This is a genomic window from Moraxella porci DSM 25326 (genome assembly GCF_002014855.1).
Taxonomy (GTDB): domain Bacteria; phylum Pseudomonadota; class Gammaproteobacteria; order Pseudomonadales; family Moraxellaceae; genus Moraxella; species Moraxella porci.
The window spans coordinates 57,445-74,823 of the sequence record NZ_MUYV01000010.1; the positions used below are offsets into that span (position 1 = coordinate 57,445).

The 17,379-nt window shown below is 46.7% G+C and carries 15 protein-coding genes; 5 read left to right on the plus strand and 10 right to left on the minus strand.

What is annotated here, in order from left to right; all coding sequences use genetic code 11:
* Positions 1-19: 19 nt before the first annotated feature.
* Positions 20-970: a WG repeat-containing protein gene (locus B0681_RS07535; RefSeq protein ID WP_211271515.1), complete on the plus strand. Its 951-nt coding sequence runs from the start codon at positions 20-22 to the stop codon at positions 968-970.
* Positions 971-1,070: 100 nt separating this feature from the next.
* Here B0681_RS07535 and B0681_RS07540 read toward each other — a convergent pair whose 3' ends face one another.
* Together B0681_RS07540 and B0681_RS07545 are read right to left on the minus strand one after the other, a co-directional pair.
* The gene (locus B0681_RS07540) at positions 1,071-2,372 is read right to left on the minus strand and encodes a homoserine dehydrogenase (protein ID WP_078318126.1); all 1,302 of its coding nucleotides are present in this window, start codon (positions 2,370-2,372) and stop codon (positions 1,071-1,073) included.
* Positions 2,373-2,646: 274 nt separating this feature from the next.
* Positions 2,647-3,432, minus strand: coding sequence for a DsbC family protein (locus tag B0681_RS07545; RefSeq protein ID WP_078318127.1), 786 nt, complete (start codon positions 3,430-3,432; stop codon positions 2,647-2,649).
* A 214-nt stretch (positions 3,433-3,646) separates the two neighbouring features.
* Here B0681_RS07545 and guaB point away from each other — a divergent pair, with 214 nt between their 5' ends.
* Both guaB and B0681_RS07555 read left to right on the plus strand, forming a co-directional pair.
* Positions 3,647-5,119, plus strand: a complete 1,473-nt coding sequence (gene guaB / locus B0681_RS07550; protein ID WP_078318128.1) for an IMP dehydrogenase — start codon at positions 3,647-3,649, stop codon at positions 5,117-5,119.
* Positions 5,120-5,425: 306 nt separating this feature from the next.
* On the plus strand, positions 5,426-7,519 hold the full coding sequence (locus B0681_RS07555; RefSeq protein WP_078318129.1) for a TonB-dependent receptor domain-containing protein: 2,094 nt from the start codon (positions 5,426-5,428) through the stop codon (positions 7,517-7,519).
* Positions 7,520-7,652: 133 nt separating this feature from the next.
* Here the strand turns inward: B0681_RS07555 and B0681_RS07560 are convergent, their stop codons facing one another.
* The 4 genes from B0681_RS07560 to B0681_RS07575 all read right to left on the minus strand — a co-directional run bounded on the left by B0681_RS07560 (position 7,653) and on the right by B0681_RS07575 (position 10,910).
* A complete protein-coding gene (locus B0681_RS07560) occupies positions 7,653-8,222 on the minus strand; it encodes a tetratricopeptide repeat protein (protein WP_078318130.1) in 570 nt (189 codons plus the stop codon).
* Between the two features lie 247 nt (positions 8,223-8,469).
* The gene (metW, locus tag B0681_RS07565; protein WP_078318131.1) at positions 8,470-9,087 is read right to left on the minus strand and encodes a methionine biosynthesis protein MetW; all 618 of its coding nucleotides are present in this window, start codon (positions 9,085-9,087) and stop codon (positions 8,470-8,472) included.
* A gap of 51 nt (positions 9,088-9,138) precedes the next feature.
* Complete coding sequence (gene metX / locus B0681_RS07570) at positions 9,139-10,371, minus strand: homoserine O-succinyltransferase MetX (protein WP_078318132.1); 1,233 nt, start codon at positions 10,369-10,371, stop codon at positions 9,139-9,141.
* A 47-nt stretch (positions 10,372-10,418) separates the two neighbouring features.
* Complete coding sequence (locus B0681_RS07575) at positions 10,419-10,910, minus strand: FKBP-type peptidyl-prolyl cis-trans isomerase (protein WP_078318133.1); 492 nt, start codon at positions 10,908-10,910, stop codon at positions 10,419-10,421.
* Positions 10,911-11,014: 104 nt separating this feature from the next.
* On the opposite strand from B0681_RS07575, the gene B0681_RS07580 reads away from it, so the two are divergent.
* Entirely contained in the window at positions 11,015-11,677 is a 663-nt protein-coding gene (locus tag B0681_RS07580) for a LysE family translocator (RefSeq protein WP_078318134.1), read from the plus strand.
* Positions 11,678-11,693: 16 nt separating this feature from the next.
* The gene (locus B0681_RS07585) at positions 11,694-12,296 is read left to right on the plus strand and encodes an energy transducer TonB (protein ID WP_078318135.1); all 603 of its coding nucleotides are present in this window, start codon (positions 11,694-11,696) and stop codon (positions 12,294-12,296) included.
* 56 nt (positions 12,297-12,352) lie between these two features.
* Here B0681_RS07585 and lspA read toward each other — a convergent pair whose 3' ends face one another.
* From lspA to B0681_RS07605, 4 genes are all read right to left on the minus strand, one after another.
* Positions 12,353-12,877, minus strand: coding sequence for a signal peptidase II (lspA, locus tag B0681_RS07590; RefSeq protein ID WP_078318136.1), 525 nt, complete (start codon positions 12,875-12,877; stop codon positions 12,353-12,355).
* Positions 12,870-15,653: an isoleucine--tRNA ligase gene (ileS, locus tag B0681_RS07595; protein ID WP_078318137.1), complete on the minus strand. Its 2,784-nt coding sequence runs from the start codon at positions 15,651-15,653 to the stop codon at positions 12,870-12,872. Before ileS ends, lspA begins: the two co-directional genes overlap by 8 nt.
* 119 nt (positions 15,654-15,772) lie before the next feature.
* Complete coding sequence (locus B0681_RS07600) at positions 15,773-16,372, minus strand: methyltransferase domain-containing protein (protein ID WP_078318138.1); 600 nt, start codon at positions 16,370-16,372, stop codon at positions 15,773-15,775.
* Entirely contained in the window at positions 16,365-17,162 is a 798-nt protein-coding gene (locus B0681_RS07605) for a thioesterase family protein (protein WP_078318139.1), read from the minus strand. Before B0681_RS07605 ends, B0681_RS07600 begins: the two co-directional genes overlap by 8 nt.
* Positions 17,163-17,379 lie beyond the last annotated feature (217 nt).

A 17,379-nucleotide genomic window follows, 5' to 3' on the forward strand; every position in this document is an offset into this window, starting at 1 on the left:
TTATGCGATAAATCTAATAATGATATTGGTCTTATCGCTCAATACCAGTCATGCGTCTATCGATGATGAAGCTTATACCGAGATGGCGTGCATCAAGCCAAACACTGAACAACAGTTTGATCATGTGGGCTGCTTAAATAAAAAAGGCGTCGCCATTGTCGGTGATAATTTACAAACGGTTTTTGGCGATTTTCCTTATCCGATGGGCTTGGTGGATGCATCAGGTAAACCGATCTTACCCAATCAATATCATCAGATCTATATGCCAAGCGATTGGGAGTATGACAATCCTTTACCGATGTCTGCTGCGCTGATTTTGGTTGAGACTCGAGATTTAAGCCAAGATAGTTTGTTTGGCAATTTGGGTGTGGTCAGTGATGGCTGGGGGTTGGTGGATACCAAGGGTAATTTTATTATCCCTATCGGTATGTATGACAAGATCAATCAGTTTTATGACAATGGCTTGGCAGCAGTCGAGGTTGATGGTAAATACGGCTTTATTAATACCAAAGGGGAGCTTGTCATTCCTCTGATGTATGATTATGCTTTTGGATTTTCTGATGGCTTGGCTGCAGTAGAATATCAGGGTCTGTATGGCGTCATCGATGTCAATAATCACACAGTCATCGATTTTAAGCACCAACATCTTGAACTGCTAAAGCCAAACCTTGTCGCTGTCAAAGATGGCGACCGATATGCCTTGATGGACATTCATTCAACCCGATTAACTGGCTATGATTACGATCTGATCTCAAACTTGGATTTTCAGGGGTTATATCTGGTAGAGCAGTCCAATAAATACGGCGTGATCAATACCAAGGGTGAGATCGTCGTGCCTGTGAGGTATGACGCTGTGGATATTAACTACGAAAAATCTTCATATCATGACAACAGAACCTATCTGTCTGCCAAACGGGCTGATGGCAACTATGATCTTTATGATGAACAAGGCGTTTTGGTCAATGACTAATTGATTGATGGTGTCATGCCGTACTGATTTAATCTATCACCATTAAAAAGACGACCATCAGGCCGTCTTTTTGGTTTTCGCGACAGTTCAAGCCAAGCGATTATTCCAAGCTTTCTAGGCGGATGCGCACCACAGGCTCAACCACCGCACCCAAGGCTTCGATTTGCTCGATGGCGGTGTTCATTTGTTTTTCGACCACAGGTAGGGTGAGAATGATGATCGGCACCAGACCTGATTTGTGTGCATCACGCTGTAGGATAGCATCGATATTAATGCCATTATCACTTAGAATACGCGTGGTGTCAGCCAGTACACCGACTTCATCTTTGACCGTCAGGCGCAGATAGTAGCCAGAAGTCATCTCATCGCTTGGTAGGATGCGTGTATCTGACAGCTCATCAGGCATGAATGCCAGATGCGGCACATCGCTTGGCAGGGCATCTTTGATGACATAGATCAGATCCATCACATCGGCCATCACCGCCGATGCGGTCGCACCAGCACCAGCGCCATCGCCATAGTACAGCGACTGTCCCAATGGGTGCGCATCGATCATCACGGCATTTTTGACGCCATTGACATTGGCAAGCAGGGTATCGCTTGGGATCAGTGCAGGATGCACGCGCAGCTCGATGCCATTATCACGGCGGATGGCAAAGCCCAGATGCTTGATGGTATAGCCAAGCTCTTTGGCATAGACGACATCTTGGAGGCTGACTTTGGTGATGCCTTCGCAATATACCTTATCAAACTGCACAGGAATACCAAAGGCAATCGATGCCAGTAGTGATAATTTATGCGCTGCATCAATGCCCTCAACATCAAAGGTCGGATCCGCTTCGGCATAGCCCAGTGCCTGAGCCTCGGCAAGGACATCATTGAATTTGCGGTTTTTTTGTTGCATCTCGGTCATGATAAAGTTACCAGTACCGTTGATGATGCCAGTTAGCCAGTCGATTTTGTTGGCGGCTAGGGCTTCACGCACGATCTTGATGATCGGGATACCGCCTGCGACCGCTGCTTCATAGCGGACTTGTACGCCATTTTCTTCGGCAAGCTTAAAGATTTCGTTACCGTGTTTGGCAAGTAGGGCTTTATTGGCGGTGACGACATGTTTTTTGTGGCGGATGGCGTGGGTGATGACATCATAAGCCACATCGGTGCCGCCGATGACTTCGATGACGATATCGACATCTGGCGCTTCGGCGATCGACATCAGATCAGCAGTTTGGTGGATGCTCGGATCGATATCATCACGCTGACGGCGTGTGCCTGCGTGGGTGACGACCAAGCGATGGCCGCTTCTGCGCGCCAGCTCATTGACATTGTCTTTGATGAGATTAAGCACGCCTGTACCGACAGTACCCAGACCCAGTACGGCGATGTTGATGGTTTTGTTCACAAAAAAGCTCCGTAAGTTCGGAAAACAGCAAAAACGGCAAGGCAAGAGCTGAGCCATCACGCAGTCAATTGCGAGGTTGGCCAGTATCAGTGCCTTTTAAAGAATGAGTAAATTGCTTAAGTTATCATAAGTCATGGATTTGTGCCAGTGATTTTTGCTAAATTCTCACCAAATTGTATGAATTTTTCGACAGCTGTAGCAAACCAATATTTATAGAGCTGCTTCATCTATCGGCTCATCTGATCATGATGCTTAATCTTGATTATTGCATGCTTTATTGATGCTCGATGGCCAGTTGAATTAGCTCATCAGCAGGGATGTAGCCGCCGATTTGCATGCCTGATGCGGTAAAGATCGCTGGCGTGCCACTGACACCGAGTGTATGCCCCAATGCCATGTGCTGCTCGACAGGGTTGTCGCAGTCAGGTGCGTTGATGGCTTTGCCTTGTTTGGCTTGAGCCAGTGCATCTTTACGGTCGCCACTACACCAGATGGCCTTGGCAAGCGGGACATCTTTTTGGGCGCGTGGCCAAGCCAAGTAACGGACTTCAACACCGCCTGCAGTGATGGCATCGATCTCGCTGTGCAGCTTTTGGCAATAATGACAGGTCGGATCGGTGAAGACATAGATGTGGGCTTTTTTATCGCCTTGAGCGGTGAAAATAATTTGCTCAGATTCTAGGACTTGGGACAGTAGATCTTTGGCGATACTGCCTTGGATGCTTTGGGCGATATCCACAGGCTCGCCATCACCGAGCTTGGCTATCTGACCTTGAATCAGATAGGTGCCTGATTTGTCAGTGAACATCGATGGGGCGTTATCAAAGCTGACCCAGTACATATCGGGCATCTGTGTGGCGATGGCATTGGTGACTTTGATGGTGACGCCAGATTTATCCAGATTATCTTGCAAAGCTTTGATAACAGCGGTGTCAGCCTTGTCGCTTACAGGCGTCGCTGTCGCTGTTTCGCCTTTGGCTTGTGTTTTATCGCCACAGGCGGTCAGTAATAGGGTGCTAACAAGCATACTTGTTAGTAAGGAGTTGGTAGATAATTTCATACGATAACTCATTGATTGGTTTCATGTATTATGGCAAAGTTTTGGGTTGTATGCCAGTTTTTAACGATAATCGATACAAATAAAAGCAGGCTGTGATTTATAAGTTGAAAAAACCTTGCCAACACCCTGTAATTTTTGGTACAATACGGCGTTATTTCATCAACCTAATTATCTGATTTTTGGATAATTTGGCACACTACAAAGGAAATAACCTATGCTACGCATTGCCTACGATGCCTTGACATTTGACGATGTCTTGCTCCTACCTGCCTACTCAGAAGTCCTACCAAAAGAAACCAACCTAAGCACTCGCCTAACTACCGACATCAACCTAAATCTGCCAATCATCTCAGCGGCAATGGATACCGTCACCGAATCTAAGATGGCGATTGCAATGGCTCAGCTTGGCGGTCTGGGTATCATCCACAAAAACATGGACATCGCTCATCAAGCACGCCGTGTCCGCCATGTCAAAAAATTCGAAGCAGGTACGGTTGCTGACCCAATCACTGTCAATCCTGATGCCACTGTGGGCGATTTGCTACGCATCACTCGTGAGCACAAAATCAGCGGTGTACCTGTCGTAGAAGCAGGTAGCAATAAGGTCGTTGGCATCGTTACCCACCGTGATTTACGCTTTGAGACCAATCTGAATCAGCCTGTGTCAAATGTCATGACGCCAAAAGATAAGCTAGTGACCGTCAAAGAAGGCGAGTCTCAAGAGCGTATCAAAGAGCTACTTCATAAGCACCGTATCGAAAAAGTCGTGGTGATTGATGATGATTTTCGTCTAAAAGGTCTCATCACCGTCAATGACTTCACCAAAGCTGAAAACAATCCAAATGCCGCCAAAGACAGCCGTGGCCGTCTGCGTGTCGGTGCTGCTGTCGGTACAGGTGCAGATACCGAAGCGCGTGTTGAGGCCTTGATTGATGCCAATGTCGATGTCATCATCGTCGATACAGCACATGGCCACTCAAAAGGCGTCATCGACCGCGTGGCATGGATCAAGAAAAACTATCCAAACATCCAAGTCATCGGCGGTAATATCGCAACAGGCGATGCAGCACTTGCTTTGATGGATGCAGGTGCAAACGCTGTCAAAGTCGGTATCGGCCCTGGCTCTATCTGTACCACGCGTATCATCGCGGGCATTGGTGTACCGCAAATCAGTGCGATTGACAATGTCGCCACCGCACTCAAGGATCGCATCCCATTGATCGCTGATGGCGGTATCCGCTTCTCAGGCGATATGGCAAAAGCCATCGCAGCAGGTGCATCGTGCATCATGGTGGGTAGTCTATTGGCAGGTACTGAAGAAGCGCCAGGTGAAGTTGAGCTATTCCAAGGTCGCTACTACAAGGCGTATCGCGGCATGGGCTCGCTAGGTGCGATGAGTGGTCAAAACGGCTCATCAGACCGCTATTTCCAAGATGCCAAAGACGGTGTTGAAAAACTTGTCCCAGAAGGTATCGAAGGTCGTGTGCCATACAAAGGCCCAGTGGCAGGTATTATCAATCAGCTGGCAGGCGGTCTAAAATCATCGATGGGATACACAGGCTGCCGTACCATCGAAGAGATGCGTGCTAATACCACCTTTGTCAAAGTGACATCAGCAGGCATGAAAGAATCGCATGTCCACGATGTTCAAATCACCAAAGAAGCACCGAACTATCGTCAAAACTAATACTGCCTAAGCTTGAATCGCTCATCGGATGGTGGGCGATTTTTTTGTTTGGCGAGCGTTTAATCATCCTGAAAATGAAATAAAATAACAATAACAATCCTATCAATAAATTAAATACAAATAATTCCCATTTATTTTATCAAATAGTATCAATTATCATTTACAAAATAAAAATAGTCTGCTACAATCCTTACCCATACCTTGCTATGCTTGCTTAATTGTCGCATTTTCAGGTTTTTTTGGTTGAGTTTGGTGAGTTGGCAGGTCGTTTTACTGGCTGATATTTCTATCATAATCGGAGTTGTTATGAAAAAGTTTCAATTATTGCCCCTAACTTTGGCGATGGGCGCTGCTTTTGTTACTCAAGCGCACGCTGATGAATCGGCATCTGAAGTTGTTTTGGCGACAGAATATGTCAATATCGACCGTCAAGGCACCAAGGTAAAAACCAATGTGGTGACTGCTCAAGAAAAAGATGAGAGTACTGCAACTGGCTTGCGAGAGTTCTTACAGTCTGAACCATCTATTGACTTTAGTGGTGGTAATGGTACTTCATCATATCTAACAATTCGTGGTATGGGTCAAAACTCAATTGATGTGAAGGTGGATAACGCCTATTCTGATAGCCAAATCCTATACCATCAAGGTCGCCACATGCTGGATCCTAGCCTTGTTAAGATCGTTAGTGTCCAAAAAGGTGCAGGATCGGCATCAGCAGGTATCGGTGCGACCAACGGCGCGATTGTTGCCAAGACCGTAGACGCTCAGGATTTGCTAAAAAATAACGATAAAGACTGGGGTGTAAAAGTTAATGCAGGCTATAGTTCAAATTCTGAGCACAATTATGGTGTAACAGGTTTTGGTAAGTCGGGTGATTTTGATTTCTTGGTAAGTTATAACCAAGTAAATCAAGATGATTATAAGCCTGGTTCAAAAGCGACCCGCCACACCAGTTCTGAATCTGAAGCTACTAAATACGTTAGTCCTTATACTGCAATTAATCCAGAGCATCCAAGTGATGAAGTAGCATTCCAAGCAATGGATAAAGAAAGCTACCTTGCAAAAGTGGGTTATAATTTGGGTAGCGACCATCGTTTTGTCCTAAGTCATTTTAATACCACCAATAAAGGTGTGCGTAACATTCGTGAAGAGTTCGATGTATTTGATGGTAATGTCGGTGAGTATCGTGAATTGTCTATGCAAAATACGAATTTGGAATATAAAGGCAAGGCTGGTTCATTGGGTGATGCTGAAGCTAATGTTTACTTTATGAAAAATGAACGCCAATCGGTAGGTGATACGGGTAATGGTTATGCAGGTGGTGTTGCGAGCGAAAACAACACAGCTGTTAAAACGACTGGCGCTAATATTGGTTTTGATAAATATGCCAATGATGATGTTCTACTAAAATATGGTGTAAACTATCGTCACCAAGAAACAGATCCAAACCGCGAAAATAACGGCGCTTTGCAAACTACCGAAAAAGATGATTTGGGAGTCTATGCTGAAGTTATTGGCACTGTAGGTAGCTTAACTTTAACAGGTGGTGTGCGTTACGACCGCTTTGATTATACCTCTGTCAAGGGTACTAATGTTACTGACGATAGCCTTAGCCCAAGTGTTGGCATAATCTGGCAAGCAACTCCTACATTAAGCTTGAATGCAGTACATAATCATGCAACTCGTAGCCCGCGTTTAGTGGATGCGCTACTATCAGCAGGCAACCGTGCTGCTGACATTGCTGAAGGTACAAAAGCTGAGCGCGCCAAAAATACCGAAATCGGCTTTAACTATAACAACGGTAATTTGGCAGTGGATGGCACCTACTTTTGGCAAGAAATTGATAACCTCTTAACCAGTGGTGCTCGCCATACCGCCAATGATAGCGGCAACAAAATATTTAATGTTGGTTATGCTAAAAACAAAGGTTATGAGCTAAATGCACGTTACCGTTGGAATGGCTTAACTGCCCGAATTGGTGTTGCAGAAAGTGATCCTGAGTATTACAGCAGCTTGAGCGCAACAGGTACCCCAATCCGTTTTGACAATCGGGAATTTGGTAGCACAATCGGTCGTACTTGGACAGCAGGCCTTGCTTACCGTTTTGCTGAACCAAATTTAGAAATTGGTGTAAATCACCGCCTTGTTGAAGATGTGACTGGTCAAAGTGCATACATGACGCAAATTAATGGTAGTCGAGGCAATGATTTAAATATGGTCAAATACGGCTATAATGTCACTGATGCATATGCAAATTGGAAGCCGTTAAACAATGATAACGTAAATATTAATCTAGCAGTGAATAATATCACTGATGAATATTACAGACCGCACAGTGCAACTTCTGGCTTGCCAGGCGTCGGCCGTGAATACCGTGTGGGTGTGAATTATACTTTCTAATCCATACAGATGACTTTCTCCACCGAACGCTCAAGCTTGTCTTGGGCGTTCATCTTTTATATGCGTGCAAATGTTAAAAATCAAAAAAAGCCAATCTGTCGCGATTGGCTGTTTGTTTGGTTTTTGGTAAAGGTTATTGGTTTTGGAACCAAGCATTGGCGCTGCGTTTGGCAGATTCGATCTCGCTTGAGGATAGGTTTAGTGCCAGTTGGCTGACTTTTGCCTTAGCGCGATTGCGTACATTGTCATCAAGCATGCCATCGCGGGTGGATAGATCGTACCATTTATAAGCATCCACCAAGCGCTGCTGCTGCTCATCGATCATCGCCAGTGCGTAGCTTGCGCGATTATCGCCCAAATTGGCAGCGCGCTCAAGCCATGCTCGACCTGTGGCCATGTCTGCTTTTACGCCCTCACCGCGCAGGTACATGATGCCCAGATTCAGCTGTGCTGGTGCGATGTTTTTTTCGGCGGCGCGTGTGTACCAATAGACAGCTTGCGCAGGGTTTTTGGCGACGCCTTCACCTTTTTGCAGGCGCTTGGCCAAGAAAAATTGCGCATGATGATTGCCACTGGCGGCTTGGTTGGTTAGGCCGGTGATGTCCATCGACTCAAATCGAGTGCTGCTCGTTGAGGATTGTGCATGTGCCAACACAGCACTGCCAAGTACGCCGATGAAAAGGGCGGTTTTTAAAAATTTCATGGTCATTTCCTGTGGCAAAATCAGTCAAAATGGCGCTTGGTGGGATATTAAACGATGCTATCGCGCTCCCAAAGCGACCATCATGGGCAAATTATCTTATGACTCATCCATAGATCAGTCCATCGATCTGATCTAAGATGAAGATCATCACAACCACTAAGTATAGCGCTTTTTTATGACAATCTCAATAAACAAACCGTAACCATAAGTTAACCGATGTCAGTCATCGTGATTTATTGTCACACAGTTAGTTTTTGGCGATGCGATAGACGGCGACATCGGCCAAGAGATTCGGTGCGCGCTTAACCAAGCGATTCATCAGCGCTGTCGGTAGCTTTGGGCTGGGTTTGTCACTGATGGCGACGGCATCGATGATGCGGATGTCATTGTCATCGCACAGCCGCTCAAAATCCTTAAAGGTACACAGATGGATATTTGGCGTGTTATACCATTCGTGTGGCAGCGTCTCGCTCATTGGCATGATGCCTTTGATGCCAAGATACACGCGGTTTTGCCAATAGGCAAAGTTTGGGAAGGTGACGATGCCTTCTTTGGCAACTCTGAGCATGTCGATGAGTAGCTGATCGGGGGATTTTACCGCCTGTAGCGCACGCGCCATCACCACGGTGTCAAAGCTATTATCACTAAAGCGTGCCAAGCCATCGTTTAAGTCTTGTTCGATGATATTCAGCCCTTTGCCGATGGCTTCATTAATTTTGGCTTCATCAATTTCAAGACCATAACCTGTGACACCCAGTGTTTTTTGTAGGTGCAACAATAAAGTGCCATCACCGCAACCAAGATCAAGCACGCGCGATTTGGGTTTGATCCATTTTTCAGCCAGTTGATGATCGATGTTATTCATAAGTGATCCTTTGATGTGGACGATGTGGATGAGGGTTGATCGACCATTGCGCTATTGTCTGGCAAGCTTTGAGATCGTCGTCGGCGAAATGCCATCGGCACGCACCGCAGTCTGGATCGCTGGCGCCATCAAAAAGCCCTTGACAGCATTGACATAGCGAGGGATATCAAATAAGAACGAGTCATGGCCATGCGGCGCATCGATATTGACGAAGCTGACGGATTTTTGATTGGCGATCAAGGCATCTACAAGCTCCACCGAACGCTCGGGAGAGAACCGCCAATCGGTCGTGAATGACACCACCAAAAATTGGCATTGGGTGCGTGCCAAAGTCTCTTTGAGCGCCTGTTCGTCAGGCAGAGCATCAGGCACATAGCCGCGCGTCGGGTCGAAATAGTCGAGCGCCTTGGTCATGAGTAAATAAGTATTGGCATCAAAATTTTGGCTAAATCGCTCGCCTTGATAGCGCAGATAGCTTTCAACTTGGAACTCGACATCATAGCCATACATGAATTTACCTGATTTTAGATCGCGGCCAAATTTGGCTTTCATCGCATCTTCGGTGATATAAGTAATATGCCCGACCATGCGTGCCAAAATCAAGCCACGACGCGGATAGGTGCCATGCTCCAAATACCAGCCATCATGAAAATCAGGGTCAGATAAGATTGATTGGCGTGCCACTTCGTTAAAGGCGATGTTCTGAGCGGACAGCTTTGGCGTGCTGGCGATGATGACTGCTCGTGCCAAGCGGTCGGGATAATCGACCGACCATTGTAGCGCTTGCATGCCGCCCATTGAGCCGCCGATGATGGCATGCCATTTGTCAATGCCTAGCCGATCTGAGAGCATTACTTGGGTCTTCACCCAGTCTTTGATGGTGATCAGTGGAAAATCTGCGCCATAGATTTTGCCCGTCTCGGGGTTGATGGTCGTCGGTCCCGTTGAGCCGTGGCATGAGCCGATATTATTTAGGCATACGACATAAAACTCATTGGTATCAATGGCTTTGTTTGGGCCAATCATGGCATCCCACCAACCGGGCTTGGCATCGTCGATGCTGTGAAAGCCTGCGGCATGATGACTGCCAGATAAGGCATGGCAGATCAAGATGGCGTTTGTTTTATCGGCGTTTAATGTGCCATAAGTCTCAATGACCAACTCAAACGATGGCAATACGCGTTGGCATTCTAAGGTCAATGGCTCATCAAACACCAAGGTCTGCGGTGTGACGATGCCGACGGAGTTTGTCAGTTGTGCTGAGGTGGTTTCGCTGCTTTGCACGCTATCTCCCAATTTTATATTGTACCGAACTTATTGATGTGCAGAGGTCATCGCAGCTGAACGCCGACTTCGCCTTTTGGTGTGACCTTAAAAATCTGTACCTTAAACAGCACATCAGAGCCTGCCAATGGGTGATTAAAATCCACTTTGACCGTATCATCACCCACTTCGCTGATGACGCCCACGAGTGAATTTTGACCTTTATCGGCAAACTCCATCATCATACCGACGACAGGGTTTGGCTCAGATAGAGCAAATTGTGCACGGGCAAAGCTCTGTACATTCTCGCTATTCCATTGCCCAAAGGCTTCATCGGCAGGCAAGTGGGCGGTGCGAGTATCGCCAGCTTTTAGGTTGATTAGTACCTTTTCAAAACCGGCAAGCAAGCTTTCGTCACCGATGGTTAGGCTGACAGGCTCAGGGCGGTCAAAGGTGGAGTCGATGACAGTACCATTTGGTAGGCTAACTTCAAAATGCAGACTGACTGTGCTGCCATGTGCGATACGCACTTCTTCATTGGGTAAAATTGGTGTATTCATAGTCAAATAATGTCTCAAAAATTGCCTTAGTTTAGCATAATATCCATTGACATTCACCACCAAAACTTGCAAAATCTGAATCAGTTTCCAAAAAAGGACTGACCATGTTTGGCGAGCTGCTTTTGCACTTTGGCATCAAAGAATTTGCCACCTTTGTGACGGCGACGATTATTTTTGCGATGACACCAGGGATTGACACGGTGTTTGTGCTCAATCGTGCCATTGGCTATGATAAGCGTATCGGCTCGATGGCGGCGCTTGGTGTGGCAAGCGGCGTGCTGGTGCATACGGTGCTTGCGGCCGTGGGGCTGGCAGCGATTGTCGCCAAATCAGCGATGCTGTTTAGCATGATTAAATATTTGGGTGCGGCATATTTGGTGTATCTGGGTATGATGATAATTTATCATGCCATCACAAATCCGACTAAGCTTGCCATCCATAGCTCTAGCAACACCATCCCCATCAGTGCATGGCAAGCCTATCGTTCAGGCTTGATGACCAATGTGCTCAATCCCAAAGTGGCACTGTTTTTCTTGGCGTTTTTTCCGCAGTTTATTGTGGCGACACAAGTGGATAATGCCGCTGCCTATCTGCTACTTGGTGTGGTTTATGCCATAATCTCGGCGGTATGGCTTGTGGCTTTGGCGATGTTGGCAGGCACGGTATTATCCAAGCTGCTCACCAGTCAAAAAGCTAAGCGTTATATGGATATTGGCTCGGGTGCGGTGTTTGTGTTGATGGGTGCAAAAGTTGCGGTGTCGGATTAATGATAGGGTATAAGTGATGAAATTGATTCATAAATTAATAGCAATGGGACTACTTAGCGTGGCGACAGTGGCGATGGCGGATGATGCTAGTCCCGCCTTACAATCAGTGCAAGCATCCCAAATGCCTAGCCAAGACGATGATCAAATACGATGGGTGAAAAAGCCCAATCTGTCCATGCTAGATGCATCATATTTTTCAAGCGGTCCTGAGCTGTGTTTTGCAATTGATATACCGCTGTTTCAGCACTGTAGCAGTTCTGGTCGCAGTTATATAAATGTAACTGCTAAAATGGTTGTTAATGGTAATGGTAGGGTTAAGCGGGTGTTTGTAAATACTGGTTCGCCAGATGCAGATCGGGTAATTATTCATGCACTAAAACGCGCAAGGCTGACACCGCACCATGCTCAAGATGAATATGTGATTTATTTTCCTATGAACTTTTCTGTTGAGATGGGGTATCGTGCCAACAAAGTTGATACGGCCTGGAAAGTTGAACTCTTGCGTGAAGAATGCAAAAAAGCAAATGATATCAGCCAATGCGATCCTGCCAAGCTTGAAGCGGAATTTCGGCGATTGGGCGTGGATCAATTATCCAATGAGAGCACATCGCAGAATTAATGCAGTATCGGATGCTAAAAAGGCTTAATCCATCTGATTAAGCCTTTTTGATTGTCTTATGAGTTTTGCCCAAGCGTGCGTTTCTTTTCTAAGAACAGCATATCATAGACCACGAGCATCATCCCTACGCAGATACCGATATCGGCGATATTAAAAATCGGATAATGCCATACATCAGCATAATGCACATGAATAAAATCAATCACATAACCGTGAATGATGCGGTTGATGACATTGCCCATCGCACCACCTAGCACCATCGCAAGCCCTAGGCTTAGCACACCAGCACACTTCGGCACTTTACGCAGATAGGCGATGATAAAGCCTGATACGGCAAGACCCAAGATCGCAAAAAACCACTTTTGCCAACCTGCTTGATCTGCCAAAAAGCTAAAGGCAGCACCACGATTGTACGCCAAAGTCCAGTTGAGTACAGGCTCAATGACGCTCACCGTATCACCTTCTTCAAAGGCAAATTTAAAATAGTATTTGCTAATCTGATCAAGCACAAGCACGACGATGGCAATAAGATAGTATCCCATTGCCTTGCTGCCATTTGGGATTTGGTTAGTATTAGGCATAGTGGCGTACCTCGCCATTGTCTAAGTTCTCGATACAGCGGGTGCATAGCTCTGGATGGCTACTGTCTTGACCGACATCGGTGCGGATATGCCAGCAGCGGACACATTTGCTACCATCAGCAGGGGTGATGACAGCAGACAGCACATCACCTGTATTGACAGTGGCATCACTGGTGATGAAGACAAAGCGAAGCTCATCGCCTAATTTTGCCAAAATCTCGGCAGTTTGGGCAGGTGCAGTGATGGCGACTTTGGCAGTCAGGTTACTGCTGATGATCTTGTCGGTGCGTGCATCTTCGATGGCTTTATTGATGATGTCTTTGGCATCGACGATGGCTTGCCATTCATCACTTGAGATGTCAGTCATTGCAGGCGTTGGCAGCTCATACCATTCAGCGGTGAAGATATAGCCGTCCGTGCCTTTGAGCACTTGCCATGCTTCTTGGGCGGTGAATGATAAAATCGGTGCAATCCAGCGTAGTAGCGCGTGTGCGATATGATAAAGAGCGGTCTGTGCTGAGCGGCGTGGATGACCGTCTGCACGCGTGGTGTAGGTGCGGTCTTTGATGATGTCCAAATAAAATCCACCCAAATCCTGCGAACAAAAACCCATCACCGCTTGGCAGACTTGATGGAAGTCCATATTGGTGTATGAGCTGATGATTTCATCTTGGACAGCTTTGGCGCGAGTTAGGATAAATTTATCCAAACTGACAAGCTTGTCAGCATCGATTAAATCGCTTGCTGGATCAAAGTCATCGGTATTGGCAAGTAAGAATCGGATGGTGTTACGGATACGGCGATACATATCGGTCGTACGGTCAAAGCCTTCTTTACTCACCGCCATCTCATAGCGATAGTCTGATGAGCCGACCCATAGACGCAGAATGTCCACACCCAGCTTATTGGCGATGTCAGATGGCTCAAAGCCTTTGGTATTGCCTTTGGATTTGGACAGTTTATGACCTTTGGCATCAACGGTAAAACCGTGCGTCAACACTTGCTTGTATGGCGGACGACCATAGATGGATTCGCTGACCAATAGCGATGACTGGAACCAACCACGGTGCTGATCAGAGCCTTCTAGGTATAGATCAGCAGGGTTTGATAATTCATCACGGCAAGCCAATACGGCAAAGTTGGTTGAGCCTGAGTCAAACCACACATCGAGCGTGTCGGTGCATTTGTTGTACTCTTGAGCATCAGCACCGATAAACGCTTCGGCACTGGCGTCAAACCATGCTTCTACGCCACCTTGTTCGATGAGTTTGGCAACTTCTTCCATCAGCTCAAAAGTGCGTGGATGCAGCTCGCCTGAGTCCTTGTGGATAAAGAATGGAATCGGCACACCCCAAGTACGCTGACGGCTGATACACCAGTCAGGGCGACCGTTCATCATCGACTCGATGCGGTTTTGACCCCATGCTGGCGTCCAGATGACTTCAGGAATGTCTTTTAAAGCTTGTTCACGCAAGCCTTTGGCTTCCATGCTGATAAACCACTGTGGCGTCGCTCGGAAAATAATCGGCGTCTTATGTCGCCAGCAGTGCGGATAGCTGTGGCGGATTTTGTTGTGTGCCAGTAGATGACCTGTTTGGCTGAGCGTATCGATGATTTTTGGCTGAGCTTTATAGATGTGTTCACCGACGAATACTTTGGCTTCAGGTAGATAGACACCGTTGCCTGCGACTGGGTTTTCGGTCGGTAGGTTGTACGCACGGCCGACATTATAGTCATCGACACCGTGTGCTGGAGCGGTATGTACAAGACCTGTACCGCTATCAGCTGTGACATGATCGCCTAGGATGATTGGCACTTGACGCTCAGCAATCAATGGGTGCTGGGCTTTTAGGGTGTCAAGCTCGCTACCTTTGACGGTCGTGATGATGGCAAAATCTTCCAAAGCGATGGCTTTGGCAAAGTCTTCGGTCAGATCTTTGGCGACGATAAAATGACGCTCACCCGATGAGATGATGGCATAGTCAAGCTCGCTGTGCGCACTGATGGCTTGGTTGGCAGGCAGTGTCCATGGCGTCGTTGTCCAAATCACTGCTTGCAGGCTGCCTGTGATGTTGGCAGTCTGTGCTAGAGTTTCACGATTGACAATATCAAAGCCGACATAGATGGCGTCAGAAGTCTTGTCTTCGTATTCGACTTCGGCTTCAGCCAGAGCAGAGCCACAGTCCAGACACCAGTTGACAGGTTTCATGCCACGCACGATATGACCGTTTTCATAGATTTTGGCAAGTGCTCGTACAGTGTCGGCTTCGGTTTGAAAATTCATCGTCAGATATGGATTTTCCCAGTCGCCTAGCACGCCTAGGCGTTTGAAATCCGCCATTTGTAGGGCAATTTGGCTTTTGGCGTAGTCACGGCACGCACCACGAAATTCGGTCGATGAGATGATGCGGCCGTCTTTTTCTTGACCAACTTTACCCAGTAAGCCTTCGACTTTTTGTTCGATTGGCAGACCGTGACAGTCCCAGCCTGGCACATACGGTGCATCATAGCCGTCTAGAGTTTTGTATTTGACGATGATGTCTTTTAGGACTTTATTGACCACATGGCCTAGGTGGATTTGACCGTTGGCATACGGCGGGCCATCGTGTAGGGTGTATTTTTTGCGACCTTGACGAGCCTTACGAATCTGTCCATAGACATCGTCTTTTTGCCATTGTTCAAGCCATTGCGGTTCACGCTTGGCAAGGTCACCACGCATGGCAAAGGCGGTATCGGCAAGATTTAGGGTGTTTTTATAATCGATTGGCTCGCTCATGAGTATCTCGCTGCTGGAAAATTTTAATAAACTCCTTATTATAAGCCAAAATGATGTAAGTTACAAAGGATAATCGGCAACTTATGGTGATGAATGTGGTGACTTGGGGTAGGTGATGACTATTTTTTGGTTAAGTGAATGAACAGTTCTTTGCCTTGGCGGGCGGGGATGGAATTATAACAAGGTGCCATCGTATTAATATAAAAATATTCTGAAAACAGTGTCAAATATTCATCAATACTTCCAGAAAAAGGTGGCGATGTCTCAAATTGCCAATCAAACAACACGCCGACCAATTTGCCCTCTGTCGCCAATAAGTGATGCATTTGTTTGACATAATCCTGTCGCCGATTGGGATGAATGGCACAAAAGAAAGTCTGCTCCAAAATCAAATCAAAGGTTAGTCCATCAAGATCAAAGAAATCTTGGCATAATAAATGATCACGGGGAAAATCTGGATAAGCTTTGGCAAATCGCTCAAGCGGTGCTGTGGCAAAATCCAATAAAAACACACGATCAAAACCCTGCTGGTGCAGATAAGCACCTTCATGAGCATTGCCAGCACCAGCGATCAAGATGCGTTGATGGCGATTATCAAGCTGATCAATATAGGTCTTGAGCGGTGTAGTGATGCTACCAGCATCCCAGTTGGTCTGACCTTGGTCATAGCGATTTTGCCAAAAGCTGGCGTGATTGACTTGTGCGGCAGTATCATCCATGTAGCTGCCTCACCGTCAAAATTTGCTCACTGCGACCAAATGGCCCAAGCTCATCATGCAAGATACTACTGGTGAGGCCGATACCATCATCACCGATTTGTTGTATGCTCTGTAAGCCTAGTCGTTTGCCGACGGGTAGGCGATATAGATGAATTTGCAGGTCTAGATTGGGAAATAGCCACTCAATCGTCTGCTGCTCGATGCGTGGTACGACACCATTGGCGGCATCGACCATACCCATTAACCGTACAAAGTCCGTCGTCGGCACGCCTTCGACCATCTCAAGGTCATTGCTCAGCCATACCACGCCACGACCTGCACGGCGATCATCGGTGCAGGCCTCTACACTTCGGATAAATCCACCTGCCCACTGCACATCCATCGGCCATCTATTATCCGAGATGGCGACTGGTGTATCTTCGAGTCCTGCGACGGCACTTGTGTCACTCATCTGCAGTCGCCATGCTCGAGCGGTGATGCTTACTTTGCCTTTGGCGGTCATGACTGATTCGATCAGCTCAATGGTGCGACCTGCTCGGATGGTGCGAGTGGTGATCTCAAATTCACCGGCATGAATCAGTCCAAAAATATCTAGGCTTATGCGAGCGATACGCATATCGGTGCGTGGGGAGAAATGTTGTAATTCGTGGCTGATGATGCCTGTGGCAGGCGCCATGTGCTGTTCGTGCTCATTCCAAGCGCCTTGGGCGTGGTTGGTGCTTATGTAGCGAGCGATGATACTGCCATCGGCTTGTTCTTGGCGGTCTAAGAATTGATAATAACTTGGCATGACAAATCCTTTTTTGATAAGTTTACTGGCTTTCCTTATTTGCATTTTAAAAATGGATTTTTTAAAATTGGCACTAAGCATTGTAACAAAATAACAAGTACATGGCTAGCGACTTAGTGTGACCCATCATTCCAATTTTTTGGTTATGACAGTTATAAATCCTACACATTCATCACCCAAATGTAGTACAATAGTGAAATTTTATAAAAATATCTCA

What these genes read in the sequence shown, in the direction of transcription:
- B0681_RS07600 (WP_078318138.1), bottom strand. Translation starts at nt 16,372, where the DNA reads ATGGATGATACTGCCGCACAAGTCAATCACGCCAGCTTTTGGCAAAAT.
- B0681_RS07535 (WP_211271515.1), top strand. Translation starts at nt 20, where the DNA reads ATGATATTGGTCTTATCGCTCAATACCAGTCATGCGTCTATCGATGAT.
- B0681_RS07605 (WP_078318139.1), bottom strand. Translation starts at nt 17,162, where the DNA reads ATGCCAAGTTATTATCAATTCTTAGACCGCCAAGAACAAGCCGATGGC.
- B0681_RS07560 (WP_078318130.1), bottom strand. Translation starts at nt 8,222, where the DNA reads ATGAAATTTTTAAAAACCGCCCTTTTCATCGGCGTACTTGGCAGTGCT.
- guaB (WP_078318128.1), top strand. Translation starts at nt 3,647, where the DNA reads ATGCTACGCATTGCCTACGATGCCTTGACATTTGACGATGTCTTGCTC.
- ileS (WP_078318137.1), bottom strand. Translation starts at nt 15,653, where the DNA reads ATGAGCGAGCCAATCGATTATAAAAACACCCTAAATCTTGCCGATACC.
- metW (WP_078318131.1), bottom strand. Translation starts at nt 9,087, where the DNA reads ATGAATAACATCGATCATCAACTGGCTGAAAAATGGATCAAACCCAAA.
- B0681_RS07575 (WP_078318133.1), bottom strand. Translation starts at nt 10,910, where the DNA reads ATGAATACACCAATTTTACCCAATGAAGAAGTGCGTATCGCACATGGC.
- B0681_RS07585 (WP_078318135.1), top strand. Translation starts at nt 11,694, where the DNA reads ATGAAATTGATTCATAAATTAATAGCAATGGGACTACTTAGCGTGGCG.
- lspA (WP_078318136.1), bottom strand. Translation starts at nt 12,877, where the DNA reads ATGCCTAATACTAACCAAATCCCAAATGGCAGCAAGGCAATGGGATAC.
- B0681_RS07545 (WP_078318127.1), bottom strand. Translation starts at nt 3,432, where the DNA reads ATGAAATTATCTACCAACTCCTTACTAACAAGTATGCTTGTTAGCACC.
- B0681_RS07580 (WP_078318134.1), top strand. Translation starts at nt 11,015, where the DNA reads ATGTTTGGCGAGCTGCTTTTGCACTTTGGCATCAAAGAATTTGCCACC.
- B0681_RS07555 (WP_078318129.1), top strand. Translation starts at nt 5,426, where the DNA reads ATGAAAAAGTTTCAATTATTGCCCCTAACTTTGGCGATGGGCGCTGCT.